Source organism: Blautia sp. Marseille-P2398, assembly GCF_964240315.1.
In the GTDB taxonomy this organism is placed as follows: Bacteria; Bacillota; Clostridia; order Lachnospirales; family Lachnospiraceae; genus Blautia_A; species Blautia_A wexlerae.
Genome location: NZ_CAXSTD010000009.1, coordinates 88,687 through 113,383, shown reverse-complemented (window position 1 = coordinate 113,383; position 24,697 = coordinate 88,687). Strand labels below are relative to the sequence as shown.

Genomic DNA, 24,697 nt, shown 5'->3' with positions numbered 1-24,697 from the left:
CTGTATCATTCCTTTCTTTAGCCTTTTACCGATCCAACCATAATTCCTTTATCAAAATATTTCTGGAAAAATGGATACATCACTAAAAGTGGTAAACTTGATACTACAATTGTTGCATATTTCAACTGTTCTGCTACCTTTGCCATCTCTGCTGTGCTTTGGATATCTGCAATCATTCCCGGCTGTGGAGTATTCTGCACCAGGATTGAACGCAGTACCAGCTGCAGTGGCTGAAGATTTGCATCGTTCAGATAAATCATCGCATCAAAGTAGCTATTCCACATTCCGACAAATGACCACAGTGCCAGTACTGCAATGATCGGTTTACATACCGGCATCATAATTTTGAAAAAATGCTGAATTTCATTAGCACCGTCAATTGCAGATGCTTCTCTTAATTCTGCCGGAATTGACTGATAATAAGTTCTTGCAAGAATCATATTCCAAACGTTAAATGCTCCCGGAATCAAAACCGCCCATACTGTATTTACCATATGCAGCTGATTGATCAAAATAAATGTTGGAATCATTCCTCCCCCAAAAAACATTGTGATCAGAAAAATCAGATTAAAAAATTTTCTTCCCACAAATTCTTTTTTAGACAGAGGAAAGGCTGCCAGTAATGTTACAAAAACTGAGATCACTGTAAATACAAATGAATACAGAAAAGAATTCAAAAATCCGCGCCAGATCATCTCATTCTCCAGTACTCTTCTATAAGCATCCAAAGTCCAGTCCTTAATATCAGAGCTCAGTCCCTGATTATTCAAAACAGTAGGATCCATAAAAGATGCAAGTACTACATATATAATTGGAATCGCAATAGAAAGCACAAACAGTCCAAGAATCGTGAATCCAATTCCAAGGATCAGACGATCTGTCCTTGAATATTTTCTCTTCTTTTTCTCCATCTTCTCTTCCTCCTATAATCCCTCTCCATCATTCAGCTTCTTTACAACCCAGTTTACAAAAATCAACAGAATTACATTTACAACTGAATTAAACAGACCTACCGCCGTAGAATAACCATAATCACCGTTCAAAAGACCGATGCGATATACATATGTAGATAAAATTTCTGATGCCGGCAGGTTCATATCTGTCTGCAATGCATATGCCTTCTCAAATCCAATGCTCATAATATTTCCTGCCTGCAGGATAAACTGAATTACAATAATGTTCTTAATCGCCGGAAGCTCCACGTACCAGATCTGCTGCAAAAGGTTTGCACCATCCATAACTGCCGCTTCTTCCAACTCTTTGCTCGCATTAGATAATGCTGCAGTATACATAATAGATGCCCAGCCTGCAGTCTGCCAGATTCCACTTGCTATATAAATAGTACGGAAAGCAGATGGCATTGTCATCCAGTTTGTGCTAATCCCAAGCAGCCTGTTCAAAGGTCCTACCGGTGATAACAGCATACGAACCATACCACAAAGTACTATTACAGATATAAAATTCGGCATATAGATCAGAAGCTGTACTTTTTTCTTGATCCCTGTTTTTTGAATACGATTCATAAGTAATGCCAGAATAATCGGAACCGGAAATCCCCATAATAATCCATAGATACTCAGCTTTAATGTATTCATCAGATAGTTCATAAAATCCGGTGATGATAAAAAACGTCTGAAATATTCAAGTCCAACCCATGGACTTCCAAGTACTCCCTTGATTACATTATAATCTTCAAACGCAATCAAAAGCCCTCCCATCGGGAGATACTTAAAAATGATTGTCAGTAAAAGTCCCGGCATTAAGAAAAAAAGATATAACTGCCAGTTTTTCTTCACATACGTAACCTTATTTCTCCACGTCTGCTTGCTTACGGGCTTTGCTTGGTTCTGCACTGTTTTCATGCACTTTTTCCTCCATTCCTTTCATACATTGTTCACGAAACCGGTTAAGTAACCGGTTACTTTATAATCTGATGTTACTACATCACACACTCTCTGTCAACACTTTTCTTCATTAAAATAACCGGTTACGTAATCGGTTATTTTAATATTGCCTTTTTGTATAATAATTGCTATACTTAAAAAAATATTTGCATTTATTTATAAGGAGAATAAGTTTCATGTCAAAAAAACAGGTGACATTTGCAGATATTGCAGCATATACTCATTTTTCAAAAACTACAATATCAAGATATTTCAATCATCCTGATTCCCTTACACTTGAAAATCAGGAAAAAATTTCTCAGGCCCTTGATACTCTTGGCTATAAAAAAAATAAACTTGCAAAAGTTCTGGCAAACGGAAAAAGTGAATTTATCGGAATCATTATTCCGAATCTTTATCTGCATTATTATTCTGAAATGCTGACACAACTGCTGTCCAGCTACAGTGATTATCACTACAAATTTCTCGTCTTTAGCAGTGAACATGGGGCTGAAGAAGAACAGCAATATATTGAAGAGCTCCTATCCTATCAGATTGAAGGTCTCATTGTTTTAAGTCATACGCTGTCATCAAAACAATTATCCTCCTATCAGATTCCCATCGTTGCCATTGAACGTGAAGCGGAATATATCAGCAGTGTTACCACTGACAACTATATGGGTGCGCTTCAGGCTACCACTCTGCTGATCCGTGATAAATGTGATATACTGATCCACATCAATGTCAATGTTGAGAAAGCAGTTCCTGCTTACGACCGTATTCGCGCATTTAAGGAAACCTGTAAAGAATATCAGGTTCCTTATGATATTGATCTAAGTGTAAGCGGTAATTCTTATCAGGAAATTTTAAATGAAATAAGACGTATTTTTACAAGAATAGAAGAGAAATATCCCAATCAAAAAAAAGGCATTTTCCTTGCCAACGATACTTATGCAAACATGTTTCTTAACCTGATTTTCCAGAAATACCGAGAATTACCCTCTTTCTATGAAATCATAGGATTTGATAATTCTCCCATTGCCAGTGAGGCAATTCTCCCAATCACAACTGTTGGTCAGCAGATTGATATTATTGCACAGACTGCCATGGAGCTTCTGGTTCAACAGATGGAAGAACAAAAAAAACGTTCCCCTAAACCACTGGAAAAGCCTGTCCATAAACAGATTACTCCAATATTGATTCGCCGTAATACAACCAGTTAAAACTAACCTTTCATTTTTCTCCGGAATACAATCTGTCCCAGAAATATTTCTGCCATATCGGATATTGGAATACTTAATTATTTTGGCAAAAAGGGGATGCCGAAAAGTGGTATTAAACGGCATCCCCTTTATTGATTGTATTATCTTATTTCATATGATCTTTTTCAGTTATTTTGCGAATAACCCGGCATGGATTTCCGGCAGCCAGCAATTATCTTTTATAGTAATTGGTTTCGCATAGTGAATTAAAAACTTTATCCTCACACGACTGAAGTCGCGTGCTTCCAGACGCTTTAGGCGTCAGACTAAATATCGGCGGATACGCCTGTAACTTAGGCCAGCGCAGTTATGCGCATTTTCCCATGCCAGATATGGCAGGTTCCCACATTGCAGGTAGTCCGCTGTATATCTGCCTGCATTTATGCTGCCTTTAAGATTTCCATTTGTAAATGAAGTTCTTTCAGATCTGCATAAACACATGAGGTTCTACGCTTTACCGAAGGGACTTTTGCCTCCAGCAAAGACCTTTCCGTTACCGGAAGGGGTTTTAAAAGTTCTCTGATAAAATATCTTGCTCCGATATTATACGATGCCGACAGGTCACAGTTATATCTTTTTCCTGTCTGGAATACACAAAGACTGTGATTTTTCGGGTCACGGGACACACTTCCGGAGCCATCGTATGCAAGCCTGCTCGTATTCCATGCGCAGACTCTGGATACCCGCATTCCTTTTCTGTGTGCCTGATGCTCACAGCGTTTCTGGATATCCCGTTTTCTCCACAGATGCAGTTTCTGTTTTTTCTTTCCGGATATCTTTCCCTGCATTTCCAGATACTCGAATACGATTACATCTGCATGGTTCTCTTCTGCATTTTTTACGATCGCACCTGCAATTTTTCTTCCCAGCTCTATGTTCAGGCGTTTCGTATATGCCCATCTTCCCCGTGACTGCGCAGAGCTGTGTTCCCTCTGGAATCTTCGGATTCGGCCCAGTGTGCGGTACATCCGGTCTTTTTCACTGGGATGATTGATAAATTTTCTCCCCAGGACAGTTCCGTCTGCCCGCATAATAGTACAGACCGCATCGGTATTGATTCCCAAGTCCACACTACAGATGATCTGTTCTTTTACCGGTGTCTTCGTAAGTGTCACTTCTTCCGTATAAGAAAAACGCAGGAAATATTTATGGTGCCTTTTCTCCAGTGTCGGGGCTGATGCCTTTTTCCCCGACCAGTTCCTGCGCAGATATTCCATATCTGTGTGATTTAAACGCACACAAAACCATTTCCAGTCATGACCATCATACAGTTTCAGGTATGCTTCGTCTTTTCCTTCTTTTTCCTCTCTGTACATGACATCACGATAAAAAACAGGCATGGCATGATTCTCATACGCCAGTCTGGGTTTCCCTGCTTTTTCTCCTGCCTTTTCCCACAGATCCATCCGTGTTTCGTAAGAAGATACACTTCCCAATGCATGCTGGATTGCGGCTCGCCTCAGGTAGGACGGCATCTTCGGAAAGCGAAGATCAAAATCAAAGCGTGCAGGATTCTTTTTTGTAGTATGCACCAGATGCTCTGCAGCATTAAACCGCCTTTTGGCATCCGGTATCTCTGCCAGTTCTTCCCACACCTGCTCATATATTTCTGTCAGGTAACAGACCGCAGACCGGTAGATTTCCAGTGTCTGGCGGACTGGGATATTCTGTTTTCGTAATTCTACGCCATAGCTGGATACGGTCTGCATCTCTTTTCCTCCAACAAATCATTTCTTCTGTCAGGCTTTTTTCTTTTCTTTTTCCTTTTGTCCTTCGATGTAGGCAAGCACCTGGTCTCTGCTCCTGTCACTGACCGTTATGGCACAGTAAGACGGATTCCACAGATGCCCACCCCACAGTTCCTTTTTTAACTCCGGATACGCAAGAAACATCTGGCGTGCAAGATTTCCTTTCATGATCTTGATCATATCTGAAATATAAAACTGAGGTTTACAGTCCACAAGCAGATGGATATGATCCGGCATCACCTCCATTGCCAGGATCTGAAATTTATATTCTTCTGCAAGATTCTGTAACATTTCTTTGCATTCTGTATCGATTCCGTTTTTTAAAACCTTTTTTCTGTATTTTGTACACCAGACAAGATGATACTGCAAGGAATAGACATATCCCCTACCATATGAAAGTTTGTTTTTATCTATATTAAATATATCTTTTTCCATATAAATATTATACCATATGTATTGGTTTATGTAAACATTTGTTCTGTTGTTTAGTAAAAAAATTTGCGCGTCTAACTCATCACTGAAAGTAACGAGAATGCGACGCACAGTTATTCAAACTTTCAATCCCCCAACTCACAATCCTAACTTCTTTATAATTTCTCCCAGTGCACTTCTTACAGGAGAATCTTTCGGAAGCTGTATGATCGGCTTTCCATCACAGTCATACTGATATACCTGGTCATCATGTGGTACAACCCCTAACAGTTCCAGTCCCTGATTTCGGATTTCTTCCAGAGTTCCGGCATCCAGTTTTCCATCCGGAACACGATTCACGATTAATCCAGTTTTCTGTGGTTTAAAGTTTAACTCCTTCATCAGCTTTGCAATACGTCCGGCTGCCTGAACACCTCTTCTGGAACAATCACTTACAAGAATGGCAACTTCCATCATTGGCAGGATTCCTCTGCTGATATGTTCCATACCTGCTTCGTTATCAACCACAATATATGGATAATGGCTTTGCAGTTTTTGAACCTGGGTCTGCACAAGACCATTTACAAAACAATAGCAGCCCTGTCCCTGGGTTCGTCCCATTACCATCAAATCATAATCGTCTTCTTCTGCAATCGCATCAGAAAGACGCATTTCCAGATATGCCTGTTTTGTCATACCGGAGGGAATCTGATATCGTGGGTCTATGCCTGCCCGCTCAATTTCTTCTCTCAGCTCCCCAAGTGTGACCTCCGGCTCAACACCGAGCACTTCGTTCAAATTTGCATTTGCATCTGCATCCACCGCCAGGACCGGACGTTTTCCGCTTTCACATAAATACTGGATCAACAAACCACAAAGAGTTGTTTTTCCTACGCCGCCTTTTCCTGATACTGCAATTACATGTCCCATGTTTTTCCTCCTAAAATTCTGAACAATCTGTTGACTTTTTCTTTAAACCTCATTATAGTTGTTACTATATAAATTACAATAATCAGTCTGTGAGATTTGTATGGTTACTCAACACATCAGAAAAATTGTTGAGAAATCATATGATACTAACTAATACAGGAGTATATAATGTCAGAAAAAACGAGAAAACAAGATCGCCGTACCCGCTATACCAGGCAAACCATAAAAGATACGTTCTTAGAATTGTTAAATCAGAAAAGTTTTACGAAAATTACAGTTACAGAGATCTGCAAAAATGCTGAAATCAACCGTGGCACTTTTTATCTTCATTACTACGATATCTATGATGTATTATCAGATATTTTTAATGATATGACTCAGGATATGTTAACAACTGTAGATCATTTATTCTGTCTAAATCAAAAAAGCTGTTCCTATCCGTTCTGTCAGAAAATACAGATGGAATCACAATACAGGGCACTGTTTCTGGATGATGCAATTGCCCCTATTCTTCTGGAAAAAATAGCAGAAAATACAAAAGAAGGCTATGTGACCTGGCTTATGTCACACAGCCTCCTGACCTTTGAACAGGCAGAATCGGTTTTTTATTTTCAAATGAATGGCTGCCTTTCCATCAACAGACTGATGCTCCGCAATCACTGTAATGACTGGAAACAGATTCAGACAGTAATCGACAAATTTATCAAATCCGGGCTGGAAAGTTTTCTGATTCATGATCAGAGGGAAGAAAATGCTTCCGATAATTTTTGCAGCAAAATTTCTCCAACTGTTACCGCATCTTCTACACTCAGATAATGATCGGCATGATCCTGAAGAAATATTTTGCCAGATGCAGGAAATTCTTCATCTGCAAACCATATCTTTAAAGTTACCGGATATCTTGGCAGAACTGGAAAAACAGCACACAGATCCGCCTTTGTCTCTGTGAATTCTGCACCCAGGTTTTTACATGCTTTCTGAATTTTCTCAGGATCTTTATCCTGCAAAAGCTTTTCCAGTTTCTGCTCTGCAGTCCGGTCAAACTTGGTTCCTCGAATCAATCCATCTTTCAGGTTACCAAAAGTAATGAGCTTCTGTGAACCTTCTGTTCCATCGGCCATATCCAGATAATGCAGCAATGTCAGATAATGCCATTCGTCCATGTCTGAGTTAATACGAAACTCAGGGAGTTGAATTTCAATCGTTTCATAAAAACTCAGTACTTCAAGCACATTTCGGCTGCTATGAAAAACAGCCCCGCTTTTTGCAGCAATATCCTCTCCGTAACGATTTTGCAGCCGTTTTACTGCTGCCTGCAACATTTCCTGAAATGCACGATTTTCTGTTTGATTTTTGTATTCCATAAGTTCTCCTTTGTAAATATTTTATCGCATCATGTAATAATCAATGTTTATTCAAGGATTTTGGTGGTTTCATAAATTTGTCTACGATCTGCATATTATACAATCCTCCGTAAATTTCATTCCTGTATTGACTTTTCCTTTAAATTTCATTATAGTTGTAATTATATTATTTACAATCATCAAAATAGTAAATATGCACAGTTTCTCAACATATTGGAAAGAACTGTTGCGAACTTGAAATGTTTTAGACAAACCAGAAATATTTTTGTCTCAAAAATGTGAAAGCAAAATCATTATATCATACTACAAGGAGTTTCTTATCATGAAATATTCAACGAAATTAAGTGATACTGTTCATGTGATGGTTCTGATTGCTATCAACCAGGAAAAATCTCTCTCCAGCGCCTCAATTGCAGAAAGTGTCCATACAAATCCCGGCTTTGTACGCCAGCTTATGTTAAAACTAAAAAAAGCCGAACTTATGACCAGTGTAGCCGGACATGCCCGTCCTTCTCTTTCAAAACCAGCAGACCAGATTACATTGCTGGATATTTATAAAGCAGTTGAAGGTGATAAACCATTGCTTCATTTAGATACTCATACCAATCCAGATTGTGGCGTTGGCATTAACATTCAGTTATCTTTGCAGGGATTCTATAATGAAATCCAAAAAACTGCTGAAGAAAAAATGAATACGATTACTTTACAGGATATCATAAATACCTATTATCAGCGAACATCCATGCAAAATGATTTATAAAACATTATATGACAGGAGAATATTCTTTTTCAGATACTGTAAGAAATTGGACAAAGGGAAAGCACTTGATATCTACGAATTGCTCCGCTGCAAAGCAGCTCCCACAATTCTCATCATATCTCAATATAAAGTATTTGTCTAATGTTTCTATTAAGCAAATATTTGTCAGACCAATTTGCCATAAGTACCAGAATATCAGGATTTGCAAAGGCAATTTATAGTAGATTTTGGCATATACATTTCAATTTTTTTTGAGTATAATAATTCCGAAAAAGTACTTTGACAGTAAATAAATGCAACATCATTGCACAGGAGGCATGGGATATGATTATTACAATAGCAAGACAGTGCGGAAGCGGCGGACATGAAATAGGAAAAGAACTGGCTTCCAGACTTGGACTGGAACTCTATGACAGAAAGAAGCTGGAAGAAGAGGCCAAAAAACTTGGAAAGCTTGACGAAAACAAAGAATTTTTCCAGGAAAAGGCAGTAAACAGCCTGCTCTACAGCATTGCTGTAAGCTACGGAGAAAGCAATCCGATGGAAAAATCTTTTGAACTTATACGTGAACTTACGCAGCAAAAATCTGCCGTAATCATCGGACGCTGTTCAGGAGCGATCTATGCAAATGATCCTGAGACAACTACTGTTTTTCTTCACGCAGATAAAGACTGCCGTATCAAACGTGTAATGGAACGGGACGGTATTAATGAGAAAAAAGCTGCAAAGCTGATAAAGGAAGTTGATGAGAAAAGAGCATCTTTCCACAAATTCTGCACAGGCAAAGAATGGGAAGACGCCAGCCAGTATCAGCTGTCTATTGATACAGGCAAACTTGATATTTCCGATGCAGCAAACATGATCATAAATTATATCAATGCTAAAAATATCAGACAAAAGCACCTGTAATTTCCAAATAACACTGTAAAAATCAGGCACAAGTTTCCGAAATATAACTTGTGCCTGATTTGCATTTTCTTTTAATATTTACTGTTTGACTGATCGGATTCATCCATCGGATATCTCTGTAAATTCGCAGATAGACTTCTCAAATATGCCATACAACGCATCAATGTTCCAGGATATATTCCATCTGCCTTTCTTTTGTTTTCATACCCATTTTTTCATAGAACTTTTCGGCTGAAGTATTTCCTGCCCATACATTCAGTGTCACTTCATAACAGCCCATTCGCTTTGCTTCATTTTTTACATATTCAAACAAACTCTCGCCGATATGCTGTCCTCGTGCCTGCTGATCAACACATAGATCATCTATAAAAATAGACTTAAACGGTACCATATTAGTTGAAAAAGGCTGTTCCTGTAATTGGCAAAATGCATATCCTACACAAACATCTTCCTCGTTCACTGCAACATATATTGGTTTTTCTTCTTTTCCTAATAGCTCTGTCAATTGGCTTACAGTATATTTTGTGGTACCGGGAATAAAAATATCAGGTCTTATATCTGCATGGATCTGCAATACCTGTCCCAACAGTTCAATTATTCTTAGAATGTCTTTTTCTTCTGCTTTTCTAATAGTCATTTTTTGTCCTCCAAGTAACAAATTATTCCACATGTCGATTTCTTTAAAGATATCTTCCCAGCATATTTTTCACACACTTTTCTACCATATCCATACTTTCTATACATACCTCTTTTTTCATTCCTGTCGCAATTCCCACAGTCAGGAGTTCTTTTCTGCCTGGATTACGTCCATTTCCGTCAACTGTTGTAGTATGCTCTCCATAGTATGTGTTACTGTAAGTAAGATCATATGCCGGACTCAGGCTCCATCTGTCTTTTTCATCATCATATAAATAGGTGAAATTCTTTGAATGATCATCTCTGTTATGTGCAAAAACATTAAAACACATCCTGCGAAACATCTCTCTCATATCTTTCTCATTATCTCTGGTTAATATTTTTGTCAGTTTCATCAGACTGTGATAATCCAGACTTGGATGCTCAAAATTCAACTCCAGCAACGCAGCAGCTGTCAGCATATGAATTCTCTTTGTTCCATTTTTATCTGATATCCTGTCAAACCGCTTAATCCCAAAATACCCCTCACAGTTCTCAGATGGAAACAGTCTGGTTTCACTCATTATAATACCACATTTTTTTGCGCAGCATGAATAATCATATTCCATCTTCCCTGCATTTTCTCCATCCACATGTGCAGGAAATTTAATAATCCATTCCTCTCCATTCACTGTAGTCATAATTTTGGGTCTGGCTCCACCACTTGTACCACCGAGACGATATAATTCATCCAATCTATCGGAGTATTCCGTATTTAGTATTTTCCGGCACTGCTCCGCAAGTTCATCCAGATCCACATCTCCATATTGTTCATCTATTTTTTTCTCCGGATAATAGGTAAGTGCTCCCATACCTGACTTTCCAACAATTGCCAGCCGATCCAGCACTGTTAATTTGTCTGGATTCTGCTTATGTGCACGTAGCAGACGATCCAACAACAATCTCCCCCAATTATCCGGCAAACTATCTGCAAATACTCCAAATAATCCGTCAAAATAATCTTTTGTCGGTACAAAAACCTGCTTTTTAAGGGGAAGTGAAAACGGACTGATCGGAAAACCATTTTCAATCCATTCTTCACTATATTGAAACGCAGCTTTATGGTCAGCTGTCATAGCCAGTGTTCCTACAAGTTTTTCATCATAAAATACCTGTAATGCATTACCTTCCCTCATTTATGACCTCCTGAATATCTTTATATGGAACATGCGTAAAAATATTTCTAAGCTCATCTGCAATATCCAAAGCCATGGCAATCTTTGTCAGTGATATCAATGATATCTGTCCGGTAGTTTCGAATCTCTTAATTGAACCATAGCTTACTCCGCTCATGGAAGATAATTTTTCCTGAGAAATAGAGCGTCGTTTTCTGATATTACGCACCCTTTGTGCAAGCTTCTGATCCAGTTCCTCTGCTGTTTCCCATACAAACTGCTCCATTTTCCCTCCTTGCTTTTTATTGTTTTATGGATATTATTTTATCCAAAATTTCGCCATTTCATTAAAATCAGACAATATTTTATCCAATATCATTCTATCATTTACTCTTTCATAAATCAAGCCTTTACCTATTCTTTATATATTATTGAAAATTTGTTGTTACTGTTCACACACCACTATCCCGCGAGGTGTTTTGGCATGAATATGCCAAAATCCCGAGACATACAAGCCAAAATTCCATTGCCACAGGCAATCTGGAATGAATTTTGGCTACGTTACTGTGAACGGAGTGAACAGTAACGTAAATTTCTCAAAAAAAAGAAAAAGCACCTGATGTATCGTCAGATTTGTGATATACTTTATGTATTACTTACAGACTCCCGGGGGAAACAACTATGCAAAATATAATTCCCGATGAAAGATATTCTGTGGCTGACGAGGCCATTTTAGGTGCTTTTTTCAAATTGTTAAAAGAAAAGGAGCCTGACCGGATTACTGTATCCGACATCACTAAAACAGCTGGTATTGCCAGAAGTACCTTTTATAATCACTATCAGGACATCCCTTCACTGATCTCTGCAGTTGAGGATAAAACTATTCATGATGTTTTTTCCATGATGGAAAATTTCCAGCCAAAAAATGACCGGGATATCTGCAGTTCCTATTTTCTGACTCTGTGCCGGTACACTATGGAAAATCCTTTTCTGTCCGGTCTTTTGAGCACGCCTCATGGCAATGATCTGTTTGAAAAAATGCTGACTATGCTCCATCATTATGTTACAGAAACTACATCTAATTCCAGGCCTGACAGGCATACAAAGGAAGAAGTTTCCTATGTGATCACCTGCGCCATCGGCAGTACCATCGGCGTTCTCCACAAATGGAGCCGGGATAATTTTAATCTGGCACCGGAAGTGATCGCTGATATTCTGTCTGAGGTTTTTTTATCCGGTATGCTTCCACTTTTATCTTAAGCCTCTGTCTTATTCCAGAGGCTCATCAATCAGGACATCCTGTCTCCTGATTTTTTTTGTTGTGTTGCGGATAAACGGATTTTTGCGGACAATCAATTCTGTAATGCGGCGATAGGTGGGCTGATTTCTGTTATATTCATCCAGAAATGCCTGAAGCTGTGCCTGAATTGCCTCTGCATCCAATGCTTTCGCTTCCACAACAGCCTGCTCCGGATAGATGCGGGCGGTCAGTCCATTGTCCTCACCTGTGACGATCACTTCTCCTATCAGCGGATTCAGAGCCAGCTTATTCTCAATCTCCTCCGGAGATACATTTTCACCGTTGGACAGGATGATCAGGTTCTTCACACGTCCATTGATAAACAGATAACCGTCTTCATCCATATATCCCTTGTCACCGGTATGCAGCCAGCCATCCTTTAAAGTCTCTGCTGTCTCATCAGGCATCTGATAATATCCCTTCATAACACTGCTTCCCTTTACCAGAATCTCACCGTTTTCGAATCTGATTTCTGCGTTTTCAAGTGGTTTTCCAATAGAACCCTTTTTATTGTTTTCCAGTGTATTATTGCTGATAACAGGAGAGCATTCTGACATTCCATAGCCTTCCAGTACTTCGACGCCATATTCTGCAAAACGGTCAATATAATATGGATCCAAATGTGCACCGCCTGTAAAGATAATACGCAATTTTCCACCGAATACCTTTTCTGCCAGAACTGCCTTCGGAATTGACGGATCAGCGGCAGCCAGTCTCTTATAAATAGTTTCGATCATCATTGGAACCATAAGCATAATATCCGGTTTGAAAATACTCATATTCCTTACCATATGGAGCAGGGAATCATTGATGCAAAGAGTTGCACCCAGAGAGAATCCCTTCAGCCAGTCCATAACCAGGCAGAATGCGTGATGGATCGGAAGCACACTGAGCACGGCAGTTCCCGGTTCTGCCGTAATCTTTACTGCCTCAACATTGGAAGCCAGATTATTCTGTGTCAGCATAACACCCTTGCTCTTTCCTGTTGTTCCGGAAGTGAAAATGATGGTCGCAATATCCTCTGCATCCGGGCAGACAGAATCTGCTGATGCGCTCTTTCCTGCATTTCGAAGTTCACCAATACCATATACCTTTGCCGGTGCATCTTCTACCTCTTCCTGAAGCATCCACACCTTCTGAAGTTTCGGGCAGTTTTCAAGAAATGCATCCAGATATGGTCTAAGCTTCGGACTTAAGAAAAGAGCTACGGAATCGGAACGGTTAAGCAGATCGATCAGATCCTCACAGGGAAGTGCGGCATCCAGCGGTACTGCAGTGGTACATCCGGTGATGATTCCCAGATAACTTTCCATCCACTCTACAGAACTGGTTCCGATCAGTGCAATGTGTTTGCCCTCAAAGCCTTCTGCAAGAAGACCTTTTCTGGTGGAAACTACATTTTCCATCAGTTCGCCATAGCTTCTTTCCATGATTTCCTTTTTCTTGAGCCATTTTACTGCTTTTACTTCATCAAATTTACGTACACTTTCTTCTAATATATTTCTGATCAGCATATCTGTCCCCCATTATTTTCTGAACTGTTCAAGTTATGGATATCCTGTCAGGTACAAAATATCCTTGACCCTGACATCTTTATAAGTTTTGCTTCGAAAAAAATTACTGAAGTTCTTCCAGCAGATTTAAGGCTTCGCCAAGAGTTGTGATCTTCAGCACTTCGCTCTCGTCAAGTTCAAGATCAAAGGTATCCTCAAGCTCACCTAAAAAGGACATAAAATCCAGAGAACTGAAACCCAGATCCTCGCGGAATCTCATTTCATTATTCATTTCTTCCGATGCTACCTTGCTATACTGTGCTACGATATTTTTAAATTCCATTTCCTGATTCATTGCATTTCCTCCTGATATTGATTTAGTTAAACCAGTTCCATAATTTTGCCGATGCTCATATCCGGCTCTGCGATTCCCTTGAAAAGAATACGCATCATATAATAATAGAGCAGTTCCATATCATGTTCCTCCAGATGAGCAGTCTGGTAATGATAGGAGAAGTTCATACCTCCATCTTCTGTATGGGATACAGTCAGATACATCTTCTTGGTGGCTGCACCGTTTGCAAACCATTTTGCATGCTGACGGATAGTTCCAAGCATTTCATTCTCTACCTTCACAGTCATTGGCTGGTAAGTCAGATAACAGCTCTCATATCCTGTATGCTCCGGTGTATTGTATCTCTTTCTCATCTCATCCATAATAAATGCCGGATCGTAATTGCTGTGCATGTAGATACGATTCTGCATATTCTGAATCTCATAAGCAGCAGAAAGGAAATCTGTCTCCGGTGCGATCACTGTTCTGCATGGGAACATGATAGTTCTGCTTCCTCCTGAAGTCCATTCATCATGAGTAGAACGTCTGGATATAAAGTTCTGGATAGTGATATCTTCCTGTCCGTTATTTACCTTTGACAGATAGGTACGGATGCCAAGCAGAAGAAGGTTTGTCATAGACAGCTGATGGTTCATACAGAAATCGATCAGATTTTTAGTTGGTCCCGGCTCCAGATAATAATCCTTAACTGCCACAAACAGATCCTTCATCTCAATGTCAGAAGAACGAAGTTTTGGATTTCCATGACGTTTTCTTGCTTCCTCCAGTACGGACGGGCCCTGAATATCAGAATACAGAGGTTCGCCCAGTGCATCCAGCTGATCATCCCAGAATTTCTTATCTTTTGCAAAACGTTTCTCGTTGCCTGCTTTTGCAAGGTCTTTTTTCAGTACTGTCTCAAAGTCTGCCAGTTCCTGCGGATAGGCTGTTCCATATTTATAATAGGTATATAACTGAAACAGATCACCGATCATTACTACCAGACCACAGGAATCGATCAGTCTGTGATCCATATGTACAAAGAAACCATTATATCCTTCCGGCAGCTTCAGCATAGTAAACTCGCACATGGGAATGTCATCACCGTCAAAGGTTTCGTATGCCCACTGCTGCATCAGCTCGTCTGCTTTTGCAAGGCTTCCCATTCCTGACAGATCCTTGAATCCGATATCTCTTGGATCCTGTTTTACAAGGTATTGCTGTACATTTCCGTCTTTATCAGGCTTCGTAAAACGGATTCTGGTGCATCCGGAACGTTCTGTCTCCATCTGAATACATTTTTTTAATAATCCAAAATCCAGTTCAGCCTGTACAGACGCCACAACACTGACACCGGATACCTGCTGTGTACCGTAATCCATGATCCAGTTATGGTGCATTTTCTGTGCTGCTGTTAAAGGATAGTAGTTTGTCATACTTTATTTAACCTCCATCACCCGTTTTTTCTCTTTTCCCGGGTACAAAAACATTACATACTTGTTCAGTAGCCCACAGTTATTTTAAAAATAATGTACTGGCAGCTACAACATTACTTTTTTATTACGTGACAAAAATAGCACAGATTTTTCCCAAATGCCAGTACCCTCAGCACTTAATGAACACTTTACATAAAATTGACCGAGACTTATCATGCATTTAACAAAACGCATCTGATAAGTCCCAGTCAGGGATTGTTGTCATTCGTAATCGCCTTTGGCGGTTGAAAACAGTCACATTATTTTTCAGAATTACGGCCATCATATTTCTCAAAAAACTCCATCACTGTACGCTGATACAGTTCCGGATCTGCATAGGCACTGCACAGATGCCTCGCTCCCTGTACAATGACCAGTTCCTTTGGTGCTTTGCACAGCATATAGTTCTGGAATGAATTGTTCGGGTACACATAAGTATCCTTCTCTCCATGAAAGAAAAGGACAGGTCTTGTATTCCTTTTCATAGCTTCTGTGGTATCTGCATCTTTCATACGAAATCCTGCCACAAAATGGCACAGACAGTCCATTTCCTTCAAAAGCAAAGGGATATAATGCAGATGGAACCAGTTGTCAGCCATATCCCGCATCTGTCTTTCCATAGACTGAAAACCACAGTCTGCGATCAGTCCCTTCACCTCTGACGGAAGCCTGTATCCGGATGCCATCAGTACAGCGGCTGCTCCCATAGACTGTCCATACAGATAGATTGGAAGCTTTTCTTTATTTCTCTCGGACACATAAATTGCCCAACGCTGTACATCCCATTTTTCCTTTGCTCCAAAGGTAATATATTTTCCTTCACTTTCTCCACAGCATCGCTGTTCCATAAACAGAAGATTACATTGATGCTCATGGAGATATTTTGCCATAAATGACAGGGAACCAAATCTGCTGCCCCGATAGCCATGGCTTAAGATAACAAACCGCTTTGCATGCTCTGCCGGCAGATAGAATCCGTGGAGTTTTAATCCATCCACGCTTTGGATATAACAGTCCTGCATCTTCTGAGCCTCGCACCATGCTCTGCTCTCATCATATTCCTTTGCGTATCCGTTTCTGGGATGATTATCCCGTATATGGGATAATTCAAACCATTTCTTTCTTTCCTTTTTCCTTCCCCTTCTTTTGCAGCAGACCACCATGTTAAAAAAGCGCCAGCCAATCTCCATAATTCCCGAGAAAAAAAGCAATACTGCTGCTGACAGCTTACAAATTTTTTTCTTCATCTGAATTTCTCCTGTTCTTTTTTAGATTGATATCCAGAAATATTCATTCCTGCAAGATAAAATTCTATTTTATTATGCTCTTTTTTTCATAAAATAAAAAGAGCCGCCGATTTCTTTCCAGACTTCCCGGATTACGGAATCAGTCAAGCGGATATCCGCAATCTACTTCGCTACTTGCTTATAACCGAATAACTGCTCCGCAGTCTATCGAGACATTTTTTTCTTGCAGTTAACAATATAAATTCCTGTGCAAACCAGAATCAGTGCTATCAAACTTCCAATATTAAATGCCTGCTTCACCTCTCCAAGTATCAGCGCAGACAAAATCACACTGCACAGGGGATTGACGAATCCAAAGATTGCAACCTTCGAAACATCATTCCATGCAAGCAATACAGACCAGAGTGTATATGCCACTGCTGAGACCATTGCCAGATAAAATATGATTGCCACACCTCCTGCTGTAACATTTCCCAGATGACCGCCCATTCCCACTCCTATCAGAGTCAGAACGATGCCGCCCATCGTAAACTGCGTTCCGCTCAGTACTACCGGCGATACTTTTCTGGAAAAAAGATTAATCAGAACTGTGGAAATTCCATAGGATAACTGAGCAATCAGAATAAATCCCTCTCCTGTCAGCTTAAACCCCATATCCAGGGAATTTCCCATCAGATTGATTACCACAACTCCCGCAAATCCCAGAACACATCCGGCAATTTTTCTGCCTGTCATCCGTTCACTCCGAAAAGCCAGACAGGACAGAAGAATTGCAATAAAGTTTCCAAGTCCGGTAATAATAGCGCCCTTGACTCCTGATGTATGTGCAACACCTATATAAAAGAAGAAATACTGTCCCACTGTCTGCGCCAGACATACCGGAACTGCGTATTTCAAAATTTCCCTGTCAGGAATCATCACTTTCCTTTCTTTAATGGAAGCAAAGATCAACACCAGAATCCCTGCCAGCGTAAAACGAACTCCCGCAAAAACAATCTGGCTCGCGGTATCTGCGGAGTCTACCTGCATCAGACGATAGCCGGTCTTGATCACCGGAATCGCACTTCCCCACAAGATGCAGCAAACACAGGCAAGAAGCGCTACAATACCGGTTTTTGTTAATGTATTTTGTTTTTGTGTCATTTGTAGTTTTCTCTCTTTTCATTTGTATTTCTGTATTTCGCCTTTCCATTGTATCACAGATTTCTGAATAATTGTTAGTGCTTTTTGACACTTTCTTTATTTTTAAAAACACAAAATTTTACGGCATTTTGAGTAAGAAATCAAAAAGCAGAAATGTCTTTCACGAATAAAATCGCTTCAGACATTTCTGCTCTATCTGCTGCCCTGTTTGATATACTTCAGACACAGGATAAATATACAATTTGGGGATAACGGTCTGCGTATTCTTTTTCCAGGCCGCATCTTTCCAGAAGTTCTTCCACTTTTCTACGGGTTTCGGTACGGCTTATCCCCATATTTCTCAGGCTTTTTCCGATTCCGTCCCCGAGCGTACAGCGCGGATCAAAGGATTCCATTGGCATCTGAAATACCATCTGAATATCCCTCTGCTACCTGAAAAAGCCAGTTTCCGCAATTATACTTTTCCAGATAGTTTTTCTTTTTTATAATAGTTATATCAGCAAAGCTAACGTTCCAACAACAATAAGAAGCAGTCCTGTCCCTGATTTCAATGACAGTTTTTCATGGAATACAATATATGAGAATGCAATGGTCACAAGGATACTCAGTTTATCAATCGGAACTACCACACTGGCCGGACCTGTCTGAAGTGCTCTGTAATAACATAGCCAGGAACCGCCTGTTGCAAATCCGGAAAGAATAAGGAACAGCCAGCTTTTTCTGTCAATGTTATTAACCGTATTCTGCTTTCCGGTCACAAATACTACAATCCACGCCATCACCAATACAACAGCAGTCCTGATCGCAGTTCCAAGATTTGAATTAACATCCTGAATTCCAATCTTTCCCAAAATAGAGGTAAGACTGGCAAAAACAGCGGAACCGACTGCATAAAGCAGCCACTTCTTATCTTCTGCCTTCTCCTTTGTTTCCTTTTTCTGTATCATCAGATAAGTACCGATACCGATAAGAATCATTGAAACAAATTTCAGCCACGTTATTTCTTCCCTGAGAAAAATAAAAGCCAGCAGCATCGTTATCACTGTACTCGATTTATCAATTGGTGTTACTTTATTGATATCTCCAATCTGCAGTGCTTTGAAATAGCATAGCCAGGATATCCCCGTTGACAGTCCTGACAAAATCAGAAAGATCAGGACTTTTGCTGAAATATCTCTGATTCCGCTTTGTGCCCCGACTACAAATACCATAAGCCATGAAAAGACTAACACTACACCGGTTCTTAATGCTGTCGCAACATTAGAATCTGTGTTTCTGATTCCGCATTTTGCCAATATGGCTGTCAAGCCTGCAAACAGAGCAGAACCAAATGCAAATAATATCCACATATTATTTTCCCTCCATTACCCAGGCAAATGCTTTTGCAATTCTTATATCCGGTTCTCTAAAATGATTGCCCTGATTCCACTCCAGGTTACAATTGATCCCATGCTCTATGAGCCACCCATATCCCATCCGGATACAGTTTCCAACCTGTGACATCACCGAATTTCTCGTTTTTTCTTCTTTGTCACCAAGACTCAGATAAACTATCTCACTTTTAATTTCATGTTCCTTCATATACTCAATAAATCCCGGAAACCAGACAGACGGTGAAGCAGCTGCAATGCCGGAAAATACATCTGTCTGATATGCTGCCCATAACGAGAACAGCCCCGCAAGAGAATATCCCCCGATATAATATGTCCTGCTTTTGTCTGTGCATAATGTCAGAATCTGCTCCAGTGTCCTGACAGCACCATCACCAAAGTCTTCATTTCCGAACACTGCCGGTGCTTTCCATGGAGACAACTCATAATTCCAGTCATCAACTTTTGCAGCAATGAGTCTGAAATCTGTTGAAGTCCGTTTTCGGATTTCTTCAACCTCATTCTTAAGAACAGATAATTCATGATCACCAGTCAACTGAATCAAAACAGTATCCGCATCTGGATTTCCATACTCATATATAGTCATATCTATCTGCTTACCTCGTAAAAATTTTTTACTTTCTCAAGTTCCTTGACTTAAATTTTATTTTCAGCAAATTCAGTCAAACAAAAAATCTCTTTATATTGACTCTATTCTTCACTTTCTTTATTTCAAGTCATTCATAATTTCATTTTAAGATGACCACAATTCTGCTTTTCTTATTTTAGGTCATTCATACTCCCTTCTATACATGACTGTAATTGTACTTTTTTCGTTTCAGGTCATTTTCATCGGTTTCTTAAGATGACCGTAATTATACTTTTTTCGTTTCAGGTCATTTATATTCCTATTTTCAGATGAACATAATAGATGAATTGAAATTTATAGTCATTATTTTTTCTTGTCTTATCACAAAACCAGTGCAATTATGTCTTTTTTTCAGCAGGAGAATATACCGTTCTTTTTTACTTTGTCATAAAATCAAACACGCTCTAACATAATCCGCAGAATTTCTTTGTCTGTTTCTTTCATTCCTTCTTTGCCGATCTGTCCTACACAGCTGATGGTTTCGCCGGCTTCTTCCTTGAGGATTCCGGTATATGGCGCATAGGACTGACCATTCATAGCAAGGTGATGTGCCAGGAATGCAGCATCAAGGCTGGCGGCGATTTTCGCTGCACAGGATATTTTCGCTCCATCACAGATGATTCCCGGAATATTGGCAAGAGTATTCTCTATGGTCTTCTTGATCACTGAAAGTTCGCCACCTCCCATGTAGGTAATCCCCGCACCGGCTGCACAGGATGCGGATACCGCACCACAAAATGCGGAAAGTTTACCGATATACTGTTTCTGGTATACAGTTAAGAGGTTAGAAAATACCAGTGCGCGGTAAAGTACATAGTCCGGAAGTTCCATTTCTCTGGCATACACGATCAGTGGTACGGAACAGGCAATCCCCTGGTTTCCGCTGCCTGAGTTGATGACTACCGGCATATCGCATCCGCCCATTCTGGCTTCGGAAGCTGCGGCTGTGAGGCTGCGCATTTTGGTAAGCATATCATTGGAATAGGTTTCGCGTATTATCCGGCCGATTCCAAGACCGTATTTACCAGTCATTCCTTCATGGGCGATTGCCATATTGCTGCGGATCTGATTTTCTATAATTTCCTTGACATCATCAAGCTCCACCGCATCTGCAAATGTTTTAATGTCTTCCAGATTGAGCAGAGTTCTGTCTGCTGCAGCCGGAGTTTCACCGGATTTATGATCTGAATCCAGCAGGACTTCCTGGTTCTTTACGATCTTTGTTACATTTATATGATCGTATTTGATCTCCAGACTTACTGTGTCATCCCCTGCCTGCATTTCTATGATAAAGTGCAGGACTACAGGGGAGTCCAGAAGTTCTACTTTGCATATCTTTTTATCCAGAAGTTCACAACATCTCTTTCTTCCAGATTCATTTACCTTCGAAAGAACTTCCATGTTCAGGGATGGGTCTCCGGCTACTGCACCGAGGACTACACCTGCTTCAATTCCAGTCAATCCGTCGGAGTTTGGAATGATAACGCAACGGACATTTTTTATAATGTTTCCACTGCATTTTGCAGTGATATGTTCCGGTTCTTTTCCCAGAACTTCTCGTGCTCTGGCTGCTCCATATGCCAGTGCGATCGGTTCTGTACACCCCATTGCAGGAACCATTTCTTCCTTCAGGATTCCTATATAACTCTCATATATCCTTTCATCTAACATTGTGCTGATGTCTCCTGTTCATTTTAATTAATACATATGATGTTATCCACGAATTGCTCCGCTGCAAAGCAGCTCCCGCAATCCTCTGCATATTTAAGTATGACATAATACTATCAGAATGTCCAGAAAGAATCAGCTAAGATCTGCTTCGTAATCCTTTAATTCTCCGGATGCCGTTATTGATAAACAATAAGCCTGACGTATACTATGAATGCTGTTCTGTAAGATTTCCGCTGAAAAACTGTCTGATAATATAATCTGAAACACTTTCTCAAATCTGTGGTTTGCTTCCTGTAAAATATTGTCAGCAACTGTTTCTGTTCGCACATTACTATTGAACCGCAACCGGGAAAGTTCTATAATGAGTTCCGACATCAGAAATCGGGTAAATACAATATTTCCGATGACGGACATTTTTAAGAATACGAGGTGGATAAGTTTATGAATATCAGCATACTGCTCATGGAACAGATCATTCAATTATTTCTTATGATCTTCATGGGATATTTGATTGTGAAAGTTGGGCTTGTAAAAGATGAAGACAGCAAGGTTTTATCCAAAATCATTCTCTATCTGATCATTCCCTGTGTAATCATCAATGCTTTTCAGGTAGATTACACGATGGATACTGTAAAGGGATTGCTGCTTGCTCTGGCTGCATCTGTCATGACCCAGGTTCTTCTCCTGATCATTATCTCCATAGCCGGAAAGCTTTTGCATCTGAATGAAGTGGAAATTGCTTCTGTTTATTATTCTAATTCAGGAAATTTGATCGTACCCATTGTGACCTTTATTCTTGGACAGGACTGGGTTTTATATGGATGTGTTTTTATGAGTGTGCAACTTATCTTTCTGTGGACACACTGCAAAAAGATTATCAGCCGGGAATCTTCCTACGACTGGAAAAAAATTGTGTTAAATATTAACATGATTTCTATTTTTATCGGTGTTGTACTTTTTTTCGCAAAAATCCATTTGCCAGAGATCATCAATAATACTCTTGGCTCAGTGGGCAGCATGATAGGACCGGCCAGTATGATCGTAACCGGTATGCTGTTTGCAGGAATGAACCTGAAACAGATTTTTGCTGACAAAAGAGTATATTTTGTATCATTTCTTCGTCTGATCGCAGTGCCTTTGCTTGCACTTGTAATGATTAAGATCAGCCATCTGGCTATGTTCTCTGCAGACGGAAATAAAATCATGCTTATTGTCTTTCTGGCGATCATCACACCGTCTGCTTCCACAATAACCCAGATGTGCCAGGTCTACGGAAATGATTCACGCTATGCCAGTGCCATCAATGTCATGACTACACTGTTCTCGATTATTACAATGCCGCTGATGGTAATGCTATTTGAGGCAGTTATATAAAACAATTACCTGTACATGAAAAAAGAAAGGAAATTACAATGAATATTACTGTTTATCTTGGAGCTTTGGAGGGGAATGATCCGGCACTTGGAGATGCTGTCCGGGAATTAGGAACATGGATTGGAGAAAGTGGAAATTCTCTGATATATGGCGGATCGAAGTCCGGTCTTATGGGACAGATAGCAGAAAGTGTGCTGAATGCCGGAGGAAAAGTAACAGGCGTGGAACCACAGTTTTTTATAGATTCTGAACTGCAGTATGATGAGATCACAGAACTGATCGTCACAAAAGATATGGCTGAAAGAAAAGCAAAAATGATTGAACTTGGTGATGCATTTATTGCATTTCCAGGAGGCACCGGTACTCTGGAAGAAATCACAGAAGTTATGTCCATGGTTTCCTTAAAACACCTTAATGCCCCCTGTATTCTGTATAATCTGAATGGATATTATGACAGCCTGAAGCAGCTTCTTGACCATATGATCAAGATGGGGCTGTCCACCTCCAGACGGCAGGAAGGAATTTATTTTGTCGATAATCTTGAAGATATTAAAGTACTTCTGGCTACAGTAACTAAGTAAAATTCAGGTTGTAAACAATTGTCAAGCGCCCCCGGGGGATATTTACCTATTCATATATTGCATAGTTCATACTACTTTTTTCATGGTCTAAAATCCCCCTGGGAGGCTTGTTCTTTCCCATAATTTTGTTAAAATATAATCAATGCAGAGATCATTAAATATCAGTCAGCGAGGTACTTAATGATCCATGTATCCGCACAAAGATTTGTGTCAAACAACAAATAAAGGTGCACAGACCTCCGCGCAATGCGCATCTAAAAACTCATTAAAAAAAGTACTTCGTCCGCAGGAAGTACTTTTTTTAACGAAAAGATAATTATCAATATTATGATAGCATCTTCAATTCATGTTCTTCATTCATACAGGCAAATCTTGTACCAATAGTTTCAGCCAGCTGTCTGTTATGTGTGATCATAATCAACGTTTTTCCTGCATTATGAAAACTCTGCAAAAACTCCACCAGCATATCCTGTGTTTTTTCATCAAGTCCTGCAAGAGGTTCATCCAAAATCAGAACCTCAGGATTCAACGAAAGAATACATGCCAGTGAAACCTTTCTTTTCTCCCCTCCACTCAGATGATAGGGTGGTCTCTCTCTTAGTTTTTCCAATCCAAATAAGTGCAGGCAGTCTTCTGTTCTTTTTTTAATCTCCTCTTCCGAAAGCCCCATCTGGACCGGTCCAAATGCAATCTCCTCTTCCACACTTCCACAAAAAAGCTGGGTATCTGCATTCTGAAACACATATCCCATCTGCTGATGAAACCATTTTGCAAACTGGCTGTTTTTTAACGCTTTTTCATTAATTTCATGTCCCTGATAAAAATATTTTCCTTCCGATGGAAAAATAATTCCATTCAATAGTTTAATCAGTGTTGATTTTCCACATCCGTTAGGTCCCTGGATAACTATAGAATCTCCTCTGTTTATGTGAAGATCCACATATCTCAGTGCAATTTCTTTTTCATATGCAAAACATACATTCTCAAGTCTGATCATAACTGC

At 39.9% G+C, this 24,697-nt stretch carries 26 protein-coding genes; 7 read left to right on the top strand and 19 right to left on the bottom strand.

From position 1 onward, the window contains the following. Positions 1–17: 17 nt before the first annotated feature. Together ACESZG_RS11865 and ACESZG_RS11860 are read right to left on the bottom strand one after the other, a co-directional pair. Positions 18–911: a carbohydrate ABC transporter permease gene (locus tag ACESZG_RS11865; RefSeq protein ID WP_022380668.1), complete on the bottom strand. Its 894-nt coding sequence runs from the start codon at positions 909–911 to the stop codon at positions 18–20. A 12-nt stretch (positions 912–923) separates the two neighbouring features. Next, entirely contained in the window at positions 924–1,862 is a 939-nt protein-coding gene (locus ACESZG_RS11860; RefSeq protein WP_008706704.1) for a sugar ABC transporter permease, read from the bottom strand. A gap of 218 nt (positions 1,863–2,080) precedes the next feature. Here ACESZG_RS11860 and ACESZG_RS11855 point away from each other — a divergent pair, with 218 nt between their 5' ends. Next, positions 2,081–3,106, top strand: coding sequence for a LacI family DNA-binding transcriptional regulator (locus ACESZG_RS11855; RefSeq protein ID WP_195277889.1), 1,026 nt, complete (start codon positions 2,081–2,083; stop codon positions 3,104–3,106). A gap of 419 nt (positions 3,107–3,525) precedes the next feature. Here ACESZG_RS11855 and ACESZG_RS11850 read toward each other — a convergent pair whose 3' ends face one another. The 3 genes from ACESZG_RS11850 to ACESZG_RS11840 all read right to left on the bottom strand — a co-directional run bounded on the left by ACESZG_RS11850 (position 3,526) and on the right by ACESZG_RS11840 (position 6,234). Further along, entirely contained in the window at positions 3,526–4,854 is a 1,329-nt protein-coding gene (locus tag ACESZG_RS11850; RefSeq protein WP_173720154.1) for an IS200/IS605 family accessory protein TnpB-related protein, read from the bottom strand. A gap of 30 nt (positions 4,855–4,884) precedes the next feature. Beyond that, on the bottom strand, positions 4,885–5,328 hold the full coding sequence (gene tnpA / locus ACESZG_RS11845; RefSeq protein WP_020993527.1) for an IS200/IS605 family transposase: 444 nt from the start codon (positions 5,326–5,328) through the stop codon (positions 4,885–4,887). A 135-nt stretch (positions 5,329–5,463) separates the two neighbouring features. Further along, positions 5,464–6,234, bottom strand: coding sequence for an AAA family ATPase (locus ACESZG_RS11840; RefSeq protein ID WP_055054289.1), 771 nt, complete (start codon positions 6,232–6,234; stop codon positions 5,464–5,466). A 168-nt stretch (positions 6,235–6,402) separates the two neighbouring features. On the opposite strand from ACESZG_RS11840, the gene ACESZG_RS11835 reads away from it, so the two are divergent. Next, complete coding sequence (locus tag ACESZG_RS11835) at positions 6,403–7,050, top strand: TetR/AcrR family transcriptional regulator (protein WP_373218375.1); 648 nt, start codon at positions 6,403–6,405, stop codon at positions 7,048–7,050. Here the strand turns inward: ACESZG_RS11835 and ACESZG_RS11830 are convergent. Further along, on the bottom strand, positions 6,972–7,598 hold the full coding sequence (locus tag ACESZG_RS11830) for a DUF3786 domain-containing protein (protein ID WP_349062617.1): 627 nt from the start codon (positions 7,596–7,598) through the stop codon (positions 6,972–6,974). The two genes, ACESZG_RS11835 and ACESZG_RS11830, sit on opposite strands and share 79 nt — an antisense overlap. Before the next feature lie 322 nt (positions 7,599–7,920). Between ACESZG_RS11830 and ACESZG_RS11825 the strand changes: the two genes are divergently transcribed. Next, positions 7,921–8,358, top strand: a complete 438-nt coding sequence (locus ACESZG_RS11825) for an Rrf2 family transcriptional regulator (protein WP_373218373.1) — start codon at positions 7,921–7,923, stop codon at positions 8,356–8,358. Between the two features lie 324 nt (positions 8,359–8,682). Beyond that, positions 8,683–9,267: an AAA family ATPase gene (locus tag ACESZG_RS11820; protein WP_373218371.1), complete on the top strand. Its 585-nt coding sequence runs from the start codon at positions 8,683–8,685 to the stop codon at positions 9,265–9,267. Positions 9,268–9,427: 160 nt separating this feature from the next. Here ACESZG_RS11820 and ACESZG_RS11815 read toward each other — a convergent pair whose 3' ends face one another. The 3 genes from ACESZG_RS11815 to ACESZG_RS11805 are packed head-to-tail and all read right to left on the bottom strand — an operon-like array spanning position 9,428 to position 11,343. Beyond that, positions 9,428–9,904, bottom strand: coding sequence for an N-acetyltransferase family protein (locus ACESZG_RS11815; RefSeq protein WP_373218369.1), 477 nt, complete (start codon positions 9,902–9,904; stop codon positions 9,428–9,430). Between the two features lie 43 nt (positions 9,905–9,947). Further along, positions 9,948–11,078: a type II toxin-antitoxin system HipA family toxin gene (locus ACESZG_RS11810; RefSeq protein WP_373218367.1), complete on the bottom strand. Its 1,131-nt coding sequence runs from the start codon at positions 11,076–11,078 to the stop codon at positions 9,948–9,950. Next, the gene (locus ACESZG_RS11805) at positions 11,065–11,343 is read right to left on the bottom strand and encodes a helix-turn-helix domain-containing protein (RefSeq protein WP_008706728.1); all 279 of its coding nucleotides are present in this window, start codon (positions 11,341–11,343) and stop codon (positions 11,065–11,067) included. Before ACESZG_RS11805 ends, ACESZG_RS11810 begins: the two co-directional genes overlap by 14 nt. 395 nt (positions 11,344–11,738) lie before the next feature. On the opposite strand from ACESZG_RS11805, the gene ACESZG_RS11800 reads away from it, so the two are divergent. Beyond that, positions 11,739–12,317 carry a TetR/AcrR family transcriptional regulator gene (locus tag ACESZG_RS11800; RefSeq protein WP_055054284.1) on the top strand — a complete coding sequence of 193 codons (579 nt, stop codon included), beginning with the start codon at positions 11,739–11,741 and terminating at the stop codon, positions 12,315–12,317. A 9-nt stretch (positions 12,318–12,326) separates the two neighbouring features. Here the strand turns inward: ACESZG_RS11800 and ACESZG_RS11795 are convergent, their stop codons facing one another. The 9 genes from ACESZG_RS11795 to ACESZG_RS11755 form a co-directional block, all read right to left on the bottom strand. Then, the gene (locus ACESZG_RS11795) at positions 12,327–13,871 is read right to left on the bottom strand and encodes an AMP-binding protein (protein ID WP_055054283.1); all 1,545 of its coding nucleotides are present in this window, start codon (positions 13,869–13,871) and stop codon (positions 12,327–12,329) included. Positions 13,872–13,974: 103 nt separating this feature from the next. Next, a complete protein-coding gene (locus ACESZG_RS11790) occupies positions 13,975–14,205 on the bottom strand; it encodes an acyl carrier protein (protein ID WP_055054282.1) in 231 nt (76 codons plus the stop codon). 26 nt (positions 14,206–14,231) lie between these two features. Then, positions 14,232–15,620, bottom strand: a complete 1,389-nt coding sequence (locus ACESZG_RS11785; RefSeq protein ID WP_055054281.1) for a condensation domain-containing protein — start codon at positions 15,618–15,620, stop codon at positions 14,232–14,234. Positions 15,621–15,919: 299 nt separating this feature from the next. After that, positions 15,920–16,906, bottom strand: a complete 987-nt coding sequence (locus ACESZG_RS11780; RefSeq protein ID WP_055054280.1) for an alpha/beta hydrolase — start codon at positions 16,904–16,906, stop codon at positions 15,920–15,922. A 204-nt stretch (positions 16,907–17,110) separates the two neighbouring features. Next, complete coding sequence (locus ACESZG_RS11775) at positions 17,111–18,049, bottom strand: DMT family transporter (protein ID WP_055054279.1); 939 nt, start codon at positions 18,047–18,049, stop codon at positions 17,111–17,113. A 218-nt stretch (positions 18,050–18,267) separates the two neighbouring features. Next, complete coding sequence (locus tag ACESZG_RS11770) at positions 18,268–18,462, bottom strand: hypothetical protein (RefSeq protein WP_227218860.1); 195 nt, start codon at positions 18,460–18,462, stop codon at positions 18,268–18,270. Positions 18,463–18,540: 78 nt separating this feature from the next. Beyond that, positions 18,541–19,398 (bottom strand): EamA family transporter, encoded by an 858-nt coding sequence (locus ACESZG_RS11765; protein WP_118670063.1) that lies wholly within the window; start codon positions 19,396–19,398, stop codon positions 18,541–18,543. Position 19,399: 1 nt separating this feature from the next. Further along, positions 19,400–20,026: a hypothetical protein gene (locus tag ACESZG_RS11760; RefSeq protein WP_055058457.1), complete on the bottom strand. Its 627-nt coding sequence runs from the start codon at positions 20,024–20,026 to the stop codon at positions 19,400–19,402. Positions 20,027–20,461: 435 nt separating this feature from the next. After that, positions 20,462–21,739 carry a serine dehydratase subunit alpha family protein gene (locus ACESZG_RS11755; protein ID WP_173704284.1) on the bottom strand — a complete coding sequence of 426 codons (1,278 nt, stop codon included), beginning with the start codon at positions 21,737–21,739 and terminating at the stop codon, positions 20,462–20,464. A gap of 441 nt (positions 21,740–22,180) precedes the next feature. Here ACESZG_RS11755 and ACESZG_RS11750 point away from each other — a divergent pair, with 441 nt between their 5' ends. Together ACESZG_RS11750 and ACESZG_RS11745 are read left to right on the top strand one after the other, a co-directional pair. Next, positions 22,181–23,113 carry an AEC family transporter gene (locus ACESZG_RS11750; protein ID WP_118566031.1) on the top strand — a complete coding sequence of 311 codons (933 nt, stop codon included), beginning with the start codon at positions 22,181–22,183 and terminating at the stop codon, positions 23,111–23,113. Between the two features lie 38 nt (positions 23,114–23,151). Next, complete coding sequence (locus ACESZG_RS11745; protein WP_373218362.1) at positions 23,152–23,694, top strand: TIGR00730 family Rossman fold protein; 543 nt, start codon at positions 23,152–23,154, stop codon at positions 23,692–23,694. 325 nt (positions 23,695–24,019) lie between these two features. On the opposite strand, the gene ACESZG_RS11740 is transcribed toward ACESZG_RS11745, so the two are convergent. Then, positions 24,020–24,691, bottom strand: a complete 672-nt coding sequence (locus tag ACESZG_RS11740; protein WP_055058116.1) for an energy-coupling factor ABC transporter ATP-binding protein — start codon at positions 24,689–24,691, stop codon at positions 24,020–24,022. Positions 24,692–24,697 lie beyond the last annotated feature (6 nt).